Origin of the sequence: Flavobacterium sp. UBA7682 (genome assembly GCF_002482945.1) — a bacterium.
Classification (GTDB): domain Bacteria; phylum Bacteroidota; class Bacteroidia; order Flavobacteriales; family Flavobacteriaceae; genus Flavobacterium.
Genome location: NZ_DLGY01000045.1, coordinates 13947 through 28454, shown reverse-complemented (window position 1 = coordinate 28454; position 14508 = coordinate 13947). Strand labels below are relative to the sequence as shown.

The following is a 14508-nucleotide window of genomic DNA, read 5'->3' as shown; positions in this document are numbered from 1 at the left end:
ATGATAAGAAAAATTTCCCGTTGGCTTTGGAAAGCATTCCTTTGGTTTTTAGGACTTTCGATACTTACTGTAATTATTTTTAAATGGGTGCCTGTTCCGATTACGCCTTTGATGATTACCCGTGCCATCGAAAACAAGATTGACGGAAACGATGCCGTGCTCAGTCACGATTGGGTTCCATTAGAGGAAATTTCGCCGAATCTTCAAAAAGCAGTAATAGCCAGTGAAGATGGAAATTTCTTAAAACACAGCGGTTTCGATTTTGCTGCGATGCAAAAAGCCTTCAAGAACAATCAAAAAGGGAAAAAGCTAAAAGGCGGTAGCACCATATCGCAACAAACTGCTAAAAATGTTTTCCTTTGGCAAGGCAGAAGTTATCTTCGAAAAGGATTAGAAGCTTATTTTACGGTTTTAATCGAACTCATTTGGGGCAAAGAACGCATCATGGAAGTCTACCTGAACAGCATTGAAATGGGTAACGGAGTTTATGGTGCAGAAGAAGCGGCGCGCGTTTGGTACAGAAGTAAAGCCATTAATTTAACCAAAAGAGAAGCGGCTGGAATCGCAGCCATTTTGCCCAATCCAAGAAAATACAAAGCAACTAATTCGTCTTCTTATATTGAGCGAAGAAAAGACAGAATTATGCGCAATATGCGACACATCGGGAAAATAGAATATTAAAAAAAGCCGACTAGTTATAGTCGGCTTTTTCATTTTTATATTCAAAATCCTTTAGTAAAAAAGCGGTTTGTATTGTGGCCAATGCTTATAAATCAAAATAGCGTTGAATGCTAAAATGACTAACGCCACAGGCAATCCGGAAATGGCTAAAAACATATGGAACAACAATATGTTAATAGAAATAGGCGCTAATAACACTAAGGCAAAAGCAACCCATTTTTTCATCAATAACATAAGTCCAATAAATACTTCCAAAAGACCGACAGCAGAAAATATGTAACCCGGTAATCCTGTTGGCGCTTCCATCGGAATGAAGTTAAACAATTTGTTGGCTCCAAAAACAACAAGTGCCAAACCTAAAGCTATTCGAACAATTTTAGTAAACATTGAATTCATAAGTAGACCGTTTTGAATTAGAGATATGGTAAAAATAACATTAAAATATTATAGTTATGATATTAAAAATACCAATTTATTAACAGATTGATGGTGTTTGTTAATATTGTTTGAATTTTAACCGATACTGTAACATTTTTTAAAATAATTTTACTAATCATTACAACTTAAAAAAACACTCACTATGCAAGCTCATGAAATAGATTACCATATTTATGGTGAAGAAATGCAATATGTAGAAATAGAACTCGATCCGCAGGAAATTGTAGTAGCCGAAGCCGGCAGTTTTATGATGATGGATAACGGTATTCAAATGGAAACCATTTTCGGAGATGGAACCCAACAACAATCGGGTTTATTTGATAAATTATTGTCAGCCGGAAAAAGAGTACTGACCGGAGAAAGCCTTTTTATGACAGCCTATATCAATCAGAATAGTTCCAAAAGCAAAGTTTGCTTCGCTTCACCCTATCCCGGAAAAATTATCCCGATTGATTTAACCCAATTTCAAGGCAAGTTCATCTGTCAAAAGGATTCTTTTCTTTGCGCAGCCAAAGGCGTAGCGGTTGGAATTGAATTTTCTAAGAAATTAGGGCGCGGACTTTTCGGTGGAGAAGGTTTCATCATGCAAAAAATTGAAGGCGACGGAATGGCTTTCGTGCACAGCGGAGGAACTTTAGCTAAAAAAGAATTGGCATCAGGAGAAATTTTAAAAGTTGACACCGGTTGTATCGTTGGATTTACTAAAGATGTAGATTATGATATCGAATTTATAGGCGGCATTAAAAATTCTATTTTTGGCGGAGAAGGATTGTTTTTTGCCACGCTTCGCGGACCGGGAACTGTTTATGTGCAATCATTGCCATTTAGCCGTTTGGCTGACAGAATCATCGCTTCGGCGCCCAAAAGTGGCGGCAGCGGAAGAGAAGAAGGAAGTCTACTCGGTGGTTTAGGGCGAATGATAGACGGAGATAATAGATTTTAAATAAAAAAGCGTCCCAATTTCGGGACGCTTTTTTTAAATCATAAAATTAATACCGAAGACAATATTCCGACCAATATTCGGAATGCCATCCGCTTTTAGTCTTGACAAATGAGAGACATAAGCTTTGTCAAACAGATTGTTAGCATTCAGATTTACATTGAAATTGGTTTTGCCTAAAATTATTTTTCCGCCTACACTCAAATTAATTAGGGTGTAATCATCGGTTTTGGTTTCAAATTCACCGGCATTGTTTTGCGCCAAAGTACTTTCGATATTGATAGCAGCAAAACCTTCTTTCCACCAGTTTTTAACTTCAAACTCACCACGGAAAGTGTTGTTCCATTTGTTCGCCGGGATCAAAGGAAGATGGTCACCATTATCTTTTTCGCCGATAACCGTTTCGAAGCTGCTGTATAAATGCAACCAATCTAAAGGATGCGGATGGAAGTGAATACCGGTTTCACCACCGTATAATCGAGCGTTGGCTTGAACATAATCATAAACATTATTGCCGTCAATTACGTTGCCATTAGGCGAAATAAAGATGTAATCATTGATGTGGTTGTAAAATCCATTGACAAACAATTCAAAGTGCGAGCTTTTGTATTCCAAATTTAAATCGGTTTGCAAGTTTTGTTCGTTTTTTAAATTGGCGTTACCAATTTCGTAGCGATTGCTGCCTTCATGCACACCATTTGAAGTCAATTCGGCTAAATTCGGCGCACGGAAACCGGAAGCAATATTTAAACGCATCGTGAAATTTTTGGCCAAATCCGTTTTATAGCCCAAAGAAGCATTGAAACTGTCAAAGCTTTTGTCGATGGCTTCAAAATAACCTTCTTCGCCAATAATGCCGTGGTTTTCCGTAGTGACATTTCGGTTGTCAAAACGCAATCCGGCTTGGATTACATTGCTTTTCCATTCGTAGTTGGCGGTTCCAAAAATACCAAAGTCGTTGGTTAGGGCATCCGGAATTAAAAGCTCTTCTCCAAAATTCGTATTGGTTTGATTCATTCCTTGAACGCCAACGATGGTTTCAATCTTGCCTAATTTTGGCAAATAATATTTCACATCGTAATTGAAAGTTTTCAATTTCATATGCAAAACGGGGACATTAGAATCTTCAAATTCGCTTCGGTCATTGAAAATATAACCTAAGTCGGCATCCAATTTTGAGTTTTTGAAATACAAAGTATTATGCAAGCTAAGGATATGATTGTCCACGCCTTGTTTTGGATAAAGAATGTTTCTACTGGTAGATTGTTCAGCGATTCCTTCTTCGGGTATACCCAAATTCAGTTTGTTGAAATTATAACGCAATACCGATGAAAAATTCGAATTGTTGTAACCAATTCCGGCCTTCAGATCAGTCTCATTAAATCGAGTATTGGTTACTCGATCACCATCTCCGATTTTGTAATCAGCGTGCGAATTATAGTTACCACGGACTAAAAATTTCCAATGTTCACTCGAAGTTTTTAGCCCCAAAGTAGTATTGCTTCCTAAAGTATTCGAAAAAACTCTTTGACCAAAATCGGCTTTAAAATCTCCAGTGTTGGCAAATTTCTCCGGATTAAAATACAAAACGCCGCCAAGCGCATCCGAACCATAAAGCAACGAGGCCGGACCTTTAATGACTTCCACACTTTCGACACCGGCATCGTTCAAACCTAAACCGTGTTCTGCTCCAAATTGTTGGTTTTCCAAACGAACGCCTTGGGTATAAACCAAAACGCGATTGCCGCTCAAACCACGAATCACCGGTTTTCCGATAGAAGTTCCGGTGGAAACTTGTGAAACGCCGGGAATGGTAGCCAAACCTTCGATTAAAGTTGCGGCACCTTTTTGTTGTAAAGCTTTTACATTTTGGTGCTCGACTTTCATTACGTTTTGCGATTGTAATTTGTTAAAAGCAGTCGATACAATGACTTCATCCATGTGCGTGATGCTTTCTTCTAAAGTAATATTCTGTGTAATTTCTTGGGGAGAAATAACAACTGAAATGGTTTGTGAAGTAAAACCAATGCTGGAAAAAACAATTTTAAAATTACCGGTTGGTAAATTGTTTAAAGTGTAATTTCCACTTTCGCTGGTCATGGTTTCTTTGTGAATTTCCGGAATTGAAACGATGACATTCGATAAGGGTTTATTGTCTTTGTCGGAAACCGTTCCGCTGATTTTATTTTGTGCCGTAGCAACGAGTGATAATCCTAAAGTTAGGATTAGATATAGTAATTTCATAATGGATAGTTTATTGTAAATAAATAATAGACCAAAGGGATTTGGTCTTGAAAAAAGCTATTTATACAATAAAATATGGCGGTCCGCGTAGCGAAAAAAGGGAACCTCGAAATTTCTGGGTAATTTCTTTAGAATAAGAAAAAGTATAGGAAGTTGGGACTTCTGTTTTTCTGAATTCAAAAGATTTTATAGGTGTTGGAGTATAACTACTAAAGGCAAATTCACAAACAAAACACTTTTCTAAACCGTCATGACCATGGGTAACTTCGGTTTTATGATTGTGGTAAATATGATGACATTTTTTTTCGGAAAATTGTTTTGCCAAATGCTCAAAAGAGTGAACTGACTGAAAGAATATTGCGAACAATATCATCAATCCCATCAACGCATTAGTTAAAAGTAGTTTTCTTTTCATCGCTACAAATGTAAAGCATTGCCAAAGAAAATCCGCCCGATTTTAACAAACTTTAGGATTTGTAAAATAAAACGGATTATTGAGAAGTGTAAATTACACTAAATTATTGGCTACCAAATATTCAGCAATCTGAACGGTATTCGTTGCAGCACCTTTTCTCAAGTTGTCTGCTACAATCCACATGTTTAAGGAGTTCGGCTGACTTTCATCACGGCGAATTCTGCCTACAAATACATCGTCTTTTCCTTGTGCGTACAAAGGCATTGGATAAGTATAAGTGTCGTTGTTATCTTGTACGGTTACGCCATCGGTATTGTGTAAAATAGTACGAATGTCGTTCACATCAAAATCATTGGAAAATTCAACATTTACGGCTTCACTATGACCGCCAACAACCGGAATTCTAATCGCTGTTGCAGTAACTGCAATAGTTTTATCGCCGATAATTTTTTGCGTTTCGCGAACCAATTTCATTTCTTCTTTGGTATAGCCATTCTCTTCAAAACTGTCGCATTGTGGAATCGCATTGCGGTGAATTTGGTATTTGTAAGCCATTTCTCCTTTGATGCCGGCGTATTCATTTTCCAATTGTTGCACTGCTTTCACACCGGTTCCTGTAATAGATTGGTAAGTAGAAACAATCACACGTTTGATATTGTATTTTTTATGCAATGGTGCCAAAACCATTACCATTTGAATGGTAGAGCAGTTTGGGTTTGCAATAATTTTGTCAGCTGCTGTTAACTCAGAAGCGTTGATTTCAGGAACTACTAATTTTTTAGTTGGATCCATTCTCCAAGCGGAAGAGTTATCGATTACGGTTGTTCCGGCTTCAGCAAATTTTGGCGCCCAAGCTAATGAAGTTTCGCCACCTGCCGAAAATAAAGCGATATCAGCCTTCATGTCAACTGCTGTTTGTAAACCCACTACTTTATATTTCTTACCCTTAAATTCAATTTCCTTACCTACTGATTTCTCAGAAGCGACAGGGATTAATTCCGTAACCGGAAAATTTCTTTCAGCCAAAACTTGAAGCATCACTTCGCCAACCATACCGGTTGCGCCTACTACAGCAACTTTCATATTCTAATTTTTAAAGGGTTAAGATTTCAATGTGCAAAAGTATACAGAAAATAGCTTCTACTTTAGTTTTTAGTATAAAAATTACTGAATTCTGAAAGCAAAATAGGTTTTCTTTTCTTAATTTTTGGATTGTTTTTGAAGGATTTACGATTGGTGAAAGACGATTTGCCAAAAAGAAAAACCGCCCCAATTAAGGAGCGGTTTAGTCCTGAAATGAATTCAGGATAAATTTAGAATATATAATGTAGCGGTATTATTTTTTCAATAAATCTCTGATTTGAGTAAGTAATTCTTCCTGAGTTGGTCCTGCAGGTGCAGCCGGAGCTATTTCTTCTTTTTTCTTCATTCTTTCAGCAGCACGAAGAATAATAAAAATAAACAACGCAATAATGATAAAATTGATAGTGGCTTGTACCAGATTACCGTATGTAATTACAGCAGCGCCGGCTTCTTTGGCTTTAGCTAAGCTTTCATAACTGTTACCATCCAAAGTAATGAATTTGGTTGTAAAGTCAATGCCGCCGGTTAATAAACCAACAATTGGCATAATAACATCGTCAACAGCTGAACCTACAATTTTCCCGAAAGCTCCACCGATAACAACTGCAGTTGCTAAACTCAATACATCGCCTTTCATTAAAGACGCTTTGAAATCGCTAAAAAATCCCATAATTCTTTTGTTTTAATTGGTTATAGTGATACTAAATTAACTAATTTTCTAAACGATTCACAAATTTTTAAAATTATTCTCTGAAAAAGACACGTTTAACGCGTTGTGAAATACTGGTCAGAATTTCATAGGGAATAGTATTCAATTGTTTGGCCATGTGATTTACGGAAGGGTTTTCCCCAAAAATAATCACCGAGTTGCCTTCTTTACAATCAATGCTAGTCACATCAACCATTAGCATGTCCATACAAATACTACCAACAATTTTGGCTTGTTTGTTATTGATAACAACATAACCAACGCCATTGCCCCAACTTCTGCGAATGCCATCGGCGTAACCAATAGGAATCGTAGCGATTTTAGTTGCGTCATCTGCCATAAATCTTCGCCCGTAACCCACGCTTTCGCCTTGGTCAATCGTTCTGATTTGGGAAATGACGGATTTTAAAGTGCCGACATTCTCTAAGTACTTTTGTTCTTCTTCATCGTTTGAAATCCCATACAAACCAATACCTAAGCGAACCATGTCGTATTGCGCATCGGGATAATTGGATATGCCCGAAGTGTTTAAAATATGCCGAATCGGTTTGATGTTTAATGCTGAAAGCAATTGAGCCGACAATTTTTCAAACAATGCAATCTGTGATTGAGCAAAAGCATCGTGTTTCAAATCATCACTCGTTGCCATGTGTGACAAAACACTTTTAATTTGAACCGTTTCGTTGCCTTTTAGGATGGAAATCAATTCGGATAAATTTTCTTCTTCAAAGCCCAAACGATGCATTCCGGTGTCAATTTTAATATGAATCGGGAAGCTTTTTAGTTTTTTTTGTTCCGCAATTTTCAGAAAAGCTTTCAAACCTTTAATCGAATAAATCTCCGGTTCTAAGTTGTGCTGAATAATAGCCGAAAAACTAGTCGTCTCGGGATTCATCACCATAATCGGAACAGTAATCCCGGCACTTTTTAGTGAAATTCCTTCATCGGCGAAAGCCACACCAAGATAATCGATTTTGTGGTGTTCCAACAATTTAGCAATCTCAAAACCGCCATTTCCATAGCCAAAAGCTTTCACCATGACCATCATTTTGGTTTTGGGAGCCAATTTTGATTTGAAGAAATTTAAGTTATAACTAATCGCGTTTAAGTTGATTTCTAAAACAGTTTCATGGGTTTTCTCTTCCAACATCGAGACGATTTCTTCAAAGTGAAAATCGCGAGCGCCTTTAACCAATATGGTTTCGTTTTCAAAATTCAATCGGTCAAATGCATCTGCAAATTCGGCTACATCGTTAAAAGCAACACTATTGATAAATTTGCTTTTATACTGCGAAATGGTTTCGCCAATACCAATCACACGAGTGATTTTATTTGAAATAATCAATTGCGAAACTTGAGAATATAGTTCTTCATTGTTCAATCCGCTTTGGAAAATATCGGAGAGAATTATGGTTTTCTTTTTGTGTTGTTTTTGGTGTTCCAAAAAGTCTAAAGCAATCTTCAACGACTGAAAATCAGAACTGTAACTGTCATCGATAATCGTACAATTGTAAATTCCGTTTTTGACTTTCAGACGCATTTCCACCGGATACAATTGCGCCATTCGAGTCTGAATGACTTTGTGATTGTAGCCAAAATACAACATCACCATCATGCAGTGAATCGCATTTTCTACCGAAGCTTGGTCTTGAAACGGAATGATAATCGGGAAAGTATCTTCTTTGTAAGTAACTTGCAATTCGGTTAAATCGCCGATATTTTTTTTGGTAATATAAACATCCGCACTTTTATCATCGGAACACCAACTGAATGTTTTAATCTTCGGATTGACAAAGGCATTGATGGTTTTGTTTTTATTTAAAATCAAAACATTGACCGAAGTAAATAACTTTAATTTTTCTTTAATTTTTTCTGCAACACTCGGAAATCCTTCGTCGTGCGCCGAACCTATATTTGATAAGATTCCAATTGTCGGGCGAATAATTTTCTGGAGTTTTTCCATTTCATTTATCGTGGAAATACCGGCTTCAAAAATTCCGAGATTGTGTTTTTCATTGATGCCCAAAATTGACAACGGAACGCCAACTTGCGAGTTGTAACTTTTCGGACTTCGAATAATGTTGTAATCCGGACTCAAAAGGAAATTTAACCATTCTTTGATAATGGTTTTGCCGTTACTTCCGGTAATTCCGATGATAGGAAATTCGAATAAACTTCGGTAATACGCCGCCAATTTTTGCAACGCTTCCAAAGTGTTCTCCACCACTAAAAAGTTGGCTTTTCCGGTTACATTCTCAGGAATTTGAGTAACGACAAAATGCTTTACGCCTTTTTCAATCAATTCCTCAATATAGGAATGGCCATCATTATTCGGTCCGGTAATTGCAAAAAACAAAGTGTTCTCGCCATTTTGCAATGAGCGACTGTCAATAGAAACCGCATCAATAATGGCTACATCATTTTGGCCGATCCAATTGGCCTTGATGATGGGAATGATATTTCGTAGGGTTAGTGTCAAGGAGTTATTCTTCTTTAGATAGGTTTTCGGCGTCTTTTACCACCATGTTTTCACGCATGGCATTGAAATAAGCAGCGCGACTCAAAGGTTCATACTCTTCGGTTTCGCCAAGCATGACCAATTTTTCATTGTCATTTTTTCTAAAACTATAATGCGCTAAATTTCCCGTTCGGGTACAAACGGCGTGTACTTTGGTTACATATTCTGCGGTTGCCATCAAAGCAGGCATTGGTCCAAAAGGATTGCCTTTAAAGTCCATATCCAATCCCGCTACAATTACGCGTATTCCGGAATTGGCTAAATCATTGCAAACCGCAACAATTTCGTCATCAAAAAACTGCGCTTCGTCAATGCCTACGACATCACAGCCTTGTGCCAAAATTCGAATGTTGGCAGCCGCCGGAACCGGAGTTGAGCGAATTTCGTTTTTGTTATGGGAAACAACCATCTCTTCATCGTAGCGCGTATCGATGGAAGGTTTGAAGATTTCGACTTTTTGTTTGGCAAATTGAGCCCTTTTTAATCGGCGAATGAGTTCTTCCGTTTTGCCCGAAAACATCGATCCGCAGATGACTTCAATCCAACCAAATTGTTCTTTATGATTTACTGTATTTTCGAGAAACATTTTGTATTTTTCTTGCGCTAAAAATGAATAGTTTTTATTACTTTGTAACGAAAACAAACCGACATCATTTTTTTCTATTTTTACGTCGATTCAAATGTAGAAAAATTTTAATTACCGTTACTTCTTCCCGAGGTTAAATAAATGCAACGGAAGAAAATTAATAAAAAAGATACAAGCGTATTTCCTATAATTTCCAAAAGATGAAAAAAAGATTAGAATCCGAATTAATCAGCATTGCCCACCGAATTTTGAAACTGAAAAACAAATCGGAAGTAGATCAATTGTATAAAGAAACCCAAAAATTATACGAGACATTAACCGTTTTAAAGTTTTATCAAGACAATTTTGAATCGGTTAAAAACGATGTTCAAGCTGCAGTTTTGGAAGGAAAACTAGAGCAACATTTACAGGAAGAAACGCCACAAGAAGTAGTTTTGGAAGTAAAACAAGTTGAAGAGCCAGCTGTTGAAATACAAGCAGAACCTGAAACTGTTGTAGCCACTGAAGAAGAAGCTGAGATTGTTTCAGAGGAAGAAATCGAAGAAGCCGTTGAACCTGTTTCGGAAGAACAAATGGAAGATGTAGTAGCCGAAAACGAACCTGATACCAAAGAAGAACCGGTTTTCAAGCCTATATTTGAATTGGCTGAAGACGATGAAGAAGACCAGAGCGACAGCGAACTGGCGGAACAAATCGAACCGGCTGAGACAGCTTCAGAAGTAAAACCCGGAACCAAGCATGTAGCTTTAGAAGATTTATTGGGCGAAAACTATGTCGACCCGATTTTTGTAAAGCCGAATGAAGTTTCGCTTTTTTCTTCAGACTCGAGCGATAGCGAACTGGTGAAAGAAGCAGTGACCGAAACCAAAGAAATATCCGAACCTAAATCGACTTCCATAAATACATCTTTTGGTAAAACCATGGAAATCGGATTGAACGACAGGGTAGCTTTTGTCAATAATCTTTTTGCCGGAAGCAATGAAGATTTTAACCGCGTGATTTCGCAATTAAATACTTTTGATAATTTAGCAGAAGCCAAAGATTTTCTAAATGAAATGGTCATTCCTGATTATAATTATTGGGTTGGCAAAGAAGATTATATCGAGCGATTTATGGAGGTTGTGGAGAAAAAATTTGCTTAAAAAATTTATAAAAACACAGATTTCACAAATTAGCACAAATTGAATCTGTGAAAATTTGTGAAATCTGTGTTTAGCTCAATTCTATGTCAAAATTATACATCGTTCCAACGCCAATCGGCAACTTAGAAGACATGACTTTCAGAGCGATAAAAGTTTTGAAAGAAGTCGATTTGATTTTGGCCGAAGACACACGCACGAGCGGAAAATTGCTTAAGCATTTCGAAATTTCGACGCACATGCACAGTCACCACATGCATAACGAACATAAAACCGTGGAGAGTTTGGTGAAGCGTTTGCAAGCCGGAGAAAGTATTGCTTTGATTAGCGATGCCGGAACGCCTGCAATTTCAGATCCCGGATTTTTATTGACAAGAGCTTGTGTGGAAAATAATATTGAAGTGGATTGTTTGCCCGGCGCTACGGCTTTTGTACCGGCTTTGGTCAATAGCGGTTTGCCCAATGACCGATTCGTTTTCGAAGGTTTTTTGCCCGAGAAAAAAGGTCGTCAAACCCGATATTTAGCACTAGCCGAGGAAAACAGAACGATGATTTTTTATGTTTCTCCACATAAATTGGTCAAAACTTTAGCAGAATTTGTTCAGTATTTTGGAGCAGATAGACCGGTTTCCGTTTCCAGAGAATTATCAAAATTACATGAAGAAACCATCCGAGGAACAGCCGCTGAGGTTTTGAAGCATTTTGAAACCAAACCACCAAAAGGAGAAATCGTAGCGGTAGTTGGCGGTAATATTTCTGAAAAAGAAAAGACCCGAGGCACACGAGCCAAAGGCGAACGGAGCAACGCTAATAAAAGCGAAGAATGATAAGAGTTTTGGCTATAGCAATTGTATTTCTCTTCTGTACTTCTTGTTCAGAAGACAGTAAATATGCTCCGATCACGCCTGCTGCTATTATTGCTTTACCCGAAACGCCTTATAACTATTCCAATCTAAATTTACCGTCGCATTTTACCACCAATGACGGTGGCGTTTTGCCCAGTTCCATCAACGGAATCGACAATACTCCGGAAGACAATCCGATTACAGATGGCGGAGCGACTTTGGGAAGAGTGCTTTTTTATGATGTAAATTTGAGTCGAAATAAAACGGTTGCATGTGCTAGTTGTCACCGTCAGAATTTGGCTTTTACCGATTCTCCCGTGCTTAGTCTTGGGTTTAATTTTGCCCCAACCAGAAGACATTCGATTACGTTAGTCAACCAAAGGTATTATGTGCGTGGCCGTTTTTTTTGGGATGAACGAGCAGCTACTTTGGAAGAACAAGTTTTGCAACCGATTGTAGACCATAACGAAATGGGCTTAACTGAAACTGAAATTATTCAAAGAGTTTCTGAACGTCCTTTTTATAGTAATTTGTTTTTGGGCGCATTTGGTTCAGGAAATATAACTAACGAAAGAATTGCCAAAGCCTTGTCACAATTCATCAGAAGCATCGTCAGTTCCCAAAGTAAATATGATGAAGGAAGAGCGCAAGTAGCTACAAGACTAACACCATTTCCAAATTTTACTGACGCAGAGAATTTAGGCAAAGAACTTTTTTTAAAACCGGTTGCCTAAGGTGGCGCAGGTTGTGTTAATTGTCATGCCACAGAAGCTTTTGTAAGCGTCAACTCGGGACCAAAAAACAATGGATTGGATGTAATTTCGACCAATGATTTTGGGGCTTTTGAAACTTTTCCGACGAATAGCAGTTTAAAAGGTGCTTTTAAAATCCCGACCTTAAAAAACATAGCTTTAGGAAGCCCTTACATGCATGATGGTCGTTTTCAGACTTTGCAACAAGTTGTTGAACATTACAATAGCGGTGTAAAAAATCACCCGAATTTATCGCCGTTTTTAAAAGGTTCGGATGGCAGTCCGCAACAGCTTAATTTGACTGAGGCACAAAAAGAGGCTTTGGTTGCTTTTCTGAGAACGTTGACCGATCCGAATATTTTGAATAATGAAAAATGGGCTGATCCTTTTATCAATCAGCATCTTTAGCGAATTATTTTACTTCTAGATCCACAAAAGAAAAACTGTTGCCGCTAAACAATCCTTTGTCAGATAATTTCAAATCGGGAATCACCAACAGCGCCATAAACGAAAGTGTCATAAACGGTGCTTTTAAAGTACTGCCTAATTCTTTTGCCATCGCGTCGATTTCTTGGTATAAACGTCCGGCTTCCCAACCGTTTTGATCACTCATAATTCCGGCAACCGGAAGCGCTAATGACTTTTTATCTGAACCATTTACGGCACAAATTCCGCCGGTATTTTGGATAATTAAATTCACGGCACTTAAAATTTCTTCGTCAGAAGTGCCAACCACAACGATATTGTGGCAATCATGCGCTACTGAACTCGCAATTGCGCCTTTTTTCAAACCAAAATTTTTGATAAAAGCAATAGCGGGTGGAGCATTTTCATAGCGATTCACGACTGCCATTTTCAAGATGTCGTTTTCAACATCGGAAACTAAGTTTCCATCAATAATTTTTGGTGTAAAATGAATTTCATTGGTAATCAATTGGCCTTCCAAAGCTTCAATGACGCGAATGGTTTTGGCGGAACTTTCTATTTTAAAATCACTTAAAAATTTAGCCGAAGTATTGAAATTGTTGGGTTTCTCAAATTCGACATGTTCTACAAATGATTGACCGTTTTCGGCAACCAATTCTCCGTTGATGTAGGTTTGTTTTACTTTGAAATCAACCAAATCTTCCACGACGATAAAATCGGCAGCATCGTTATTTTGGAGTAAGCCAACTTCCATCTTATAATGTTTCACCGGATTGATACAAGCGACTTGTAATATTTTGAAAACGTCGATGCCTTTGGCAACCGCTCTTGCACAAAGTTGGTTGATATGTCCTAAAATCAAATCGTCCGGATGTTTGTCATCAGAACAGAACATCATGTTTTCGAAATTGTCGGGAAGCAAATCGATTAGTGCTTCAAAGTTTTTGGCGGCACTTCCTTCACGAATAATAACTTTCATGCCGAGGGATAGTTTTTCGGCGGCTTCGTCAAAAGTAAAACATTCATGGTCTGTTGTGATTCCGGCAGAAATGTATTTTTTAACAGGTTCGCCACGCAATCCCGGCGCATGGCCGTCCACAGGTTTGTTGAAATGTTTCGCCCAAGCAATCTTTTTCAAAACTTCTTCGTCGTCAAACAGAACACCCGGATAATTCATCATTTCCGATAAATAATAAATATCCGGTAAAGCCATTAATTCCTTGATTTGTTCCGAATCAATTACGGCACCGGCGGTTTCAAAAAAAGTAGCCGGAACGCAGGAAGGCGCTCCAAAATGAAATTTCAACGGTACTTTTTTCCCATTGTCAATCATATAGTGCACACCGGCTTTTCCTAATACATTGGCAATTTCATGCGGATCAGAGATGGTGCCGACAGTTCCGTGCAAAACTGCAATTTTAGCAAATTCAGAAGGGACAAGCATCGAACTTTCGATATGAATATGCGCGTCAATAAATCCGGGAAGAATGTAGTTTTTGATGTCATGATTTTTCTCTGTAATGGAGACAATTTTACCATTGGCTACAGTAACTTCACCTGAATAAATTCGTTTGTTTTCGATATCGACAATTTGACCTTTAACTTGCATTTTGGTTTACTTTTATAGTTCAAATGTAGCGAATAAATAATCAGAATTAAAAAAAGGAGAAAATTCAAATTATAAAATAATTTTCTTACTTTTATCATTCAAATCGTAATTCATAATTTTCAA

14 protein-coding genes are annotated in these 14508 nt (G+C 37.8%); 6 read left to right on the top strand and 8 right to left on the bottom strand.

The genetic code is table 11. The features are described from left to right. Positions 1-681 (top strand): monofunctional biosynthetic peptidoglycan transglycosylase, encoded by a 681-nt coding sequence (mtgA, locus tag B3C16_RS13155; protein ID WP_121312030.1) that lies wholly within the window; start codon positions 1-3, stop codon positions 679-681. A 51-nt stretch (positions 682-732) separates the two neighbouring features. Here the strand turns inward: mtgA and B3C16_RS13150 are convergent, their stop codons facing one another. Continuing rightward, entirely contained in the window at positions 733-1077 is a 345-nt protein-coding gene (locus B3C16_RS13150; RefSeq protein ID WP_291132497.1) for a DoxX protein, read from the bottom strand. Positions 1078-1261: 184 nt separating this feature from the next. On the opposite strand from B3C16_RS13150, the gene B3C16_RS13145 reads away from it, so the two are divergent. Further along, positions 1262-2062 (top strand): TIGR00266 family protein, encoded by an 801-nt coding sequence (locus B3C16_RS13145; protein WP_121312028.1) that lies wholly within the window; start codon positions 1262-1264, stop codon positions 2060-2062. Positions 2063-2095: 33 nt separating this feature from the next. Here B3C16_RS13145 and B3C16_RS13140 read toward each other — a convergent pair whose 3' ends face one another. The 6 genes from B3C16_RS13140 to B3C16_RS13115 all read right to left on the bottom strand — a co-directional run bounded on the left by B3C16_RS13140 (position 2096) and on the right by B3C16_RS13115 (position 9614). Continuing rightward, positions 2096-4303: a TonB-dependent receptor gene (locus B3C16_RS13140; RefSeq protein WP_291132492.1), complete on the bottom strand. Its 2208-nt coding sequence runs from the start codon at positions 4301-4303 to the stop codon at positions 2096-2098. Positions 4304-4364: 61 nt separating this feature from the next. Continuing rightward, entirely contained in the window at positions 4365-4718 is a 354-nt protein-coding gene (locus B3C16_RS13135) for a hypothetical protein (RefSeq protein ID WP_121312026.1), read from the bottom strand. A 93-nt stretch (positions 4719-4811) separates the two neighbouring features. Beyond that, positions 4812-5801, bottom strand: a complete 990-nt coding sequence (locus B3C16_RS13130) for an aspartate-semialdehyde dehydrogenase (protein WP_291132488.1) — start codon at positions 5799-5801, stop codon at positions 4812-4814. A gap of 253 nt (positions 5802-6054) precedes the next feature. Continuing rightward, positions 6055-6471, bottom strand: coding sequence for a large conductance mechanosensitive channel protein MscL (gene mscL / locus B3C16_RS13125; protein ID WP_121312024.1), 417 nt, complete (start codon positions 6469-6471; stop codon positions 6055-6057). A gap of 73 nt (positions 6472-6544) precedes the next feature. Continuing rightward, positions 6545-8989 carry a bifunctional UDP-N-acetylmuramoyl-tripeptide:D-alanyl-D-alanine ligase/alanine racemase gene (locus B3C16_RS13120; RefSeq protein ID WP_291132484.1) on the bottom strand — a complete coding sequence of 815 codons (2445 nt, stop codon included), beginning with the start codon at positions 8987-8989 and terminating at the stop codon, positions 6545-6547. Between the two features lie 4 nt (positions 8990-8993). Next, positions 8994-9614 (bottom strand): thymidine kinase, encoded by a 621-nt coding sequence (locus B3C16_RS13115; protein WP_291132481.1) that lies wholly within the window; start codon positions 9612-9614, stop codon positions 8994-8996. Positions 9615-9814: 200 nt separating this feature from the next. Here B3C16_RS13115 and B3C16_RS13110 point away from each other — a divergent pair, with 200 nt between their 5' ends. From B3C16_RS13110 to B3C16_RS13095, 4 genes are all read left to right on the top strand, one after another. Then, positions 9815-10756 (top strand): hypothetical protein, encoded by a 942-nt coding sequence (locus B3C16_RS13110; RefSeq protein ID WP_291132478.1) that lies wholly within the window; start codon positions 9815-9817, stop codon positions 10754-10756. Between the two features lie 83 nt (positions 10757-10839). Further along, positions 10840-11580 (top strand): 16S rRNA (cytidine(1402)-2'-O)-methyltransferase, encoded by a 741-nt coding sequence (rsmI, locus tag B3C16_RS13105; protein ID WP_291132475.1) that lies wholly within the window; start codon positions 10840-10842, stop codon positions 11578-11580. After that, entirely contained in the window at positions 11577-12332 is a 756-nt protein-coding gene (locus B3C16_RS13100; protein ID WP_291132472.1) for a cytochrome-c peroxidase, read from the top strand. Before rsmI ends, B3C16_RS13100 begins: the two co-directional genes overlap by 4 nt. A 75-nt stretch (positions 12333-12407) precedes the next feature. After that, the gene (locus tag B3C16_RS13095; RefSeq protein ID WP_291132469.1) at positions 12408-12758 is read left to right on the top strand and encodes a cytochrome-c peroxidase; all 351 of its coding nucleotides are present in this window, start codon (positions 12408-12410) and stop codon (positions 12756-12758) included. Positions 12759-12762: 4 nt separating this feature from the next. On the opposite strand, the gene ade is transcribed toward B3C16_RS13095, so the two are convergent. After that, on the bottom strand, positions 12763-14385 hold the full coding sequence (gene ade, locus B3C16_RS13090; RefSeq protein ID WP_291132465.1) for an adenine deaminase: 1623 nt from the start codon (positions 14383-14385) through the stop codon (positions 12763-12765). Positions 14386-14508 lie beyond the last annotated feature (123 nt).

Bases quoted from the DNA above. Each gene is read 5' to 3' on its own strand.
- ade (WP_291132465.1), bottom strand. From the start codon at position 14,385: ATGCAAGTTAAAGGTCAAATTGTCGATATCGAAAACAAACGAATTTAT.
- B3C16_RS13140 (WP_291132492.1), bottom strand. From the start codon at position 4,303: ATGAAATTACTATATCTAATCCTAACTTTAGGATTATCACTCGTTGCT.
- B3C16_RS13115 (WP_291132481.1), bottom strand. From the start codon at position 9,614: ATGTTTCTCGAAAATACAGTAAATCATAAAGAACAATTTGGTTGGATT.
- rsmI (WP_291132475.1), top strand. From the start codon at position 10,840: ATGTCAAAATTATACATCGTTCCAACGCCAATCGGCAACTTAGAAGAC.
- B3C16_RS13150 (WP_291132497.1), bottom strand. From the start codon at position 1,077: ATGAATTCAATGTTTACTAAAATTGTTCGAATAGCTTTAGGTTTGGCA.
- mscL (WP_121312024.1), bottom strand. From the start codon at position 6,471: ATGGGATTTTTTAGCGATTTCAAAGCGTCTTTAATGAAAGGCGATGTA.
- B3C16_RS13110 (WP_291132478.1), top strand. From the start codon at position 9,815: ATGAAAAAAAGATTAGAATCCGAATTAATCAGCATTGCCCACCGAATT.
- B3C16_RS13100 (WP_291132472.1), top strand. From the start codon at position 11,577: ATGATAAGAGTTTTGGCTATAGCAATTGTATTTCTCTTCTGTACTTCT.
- B3C16_RS13135 (WP_121312026.1), bottom strand. From the start codon at position 4,718: ATGAAAAGAAAACTACTTTTAACTAATGCGTTGATGGGATTGATGATA.
- B3C16_RS13145 (WP_121312028.1), top strand. From the start codon at position 1,262: ATGCAAGCTCATGAAATAGATTACCATATTTATGGTGAAGAAATGCAA.
- B3C16_RS13130 (WP_291132488.1), bottom strand. From the start codon at position 5,801: ATGAAAGTTGCTGTAGTAGGCGCAACCGGTATGGTTGGCGAAGTGATG.
- mtgA (WP_121312030.1), top strand. From the start codon at position 1: ATGATAAGAAAAATTTCCCGTTGGCTTTGGAAAGCATTCCTTTGGTTT.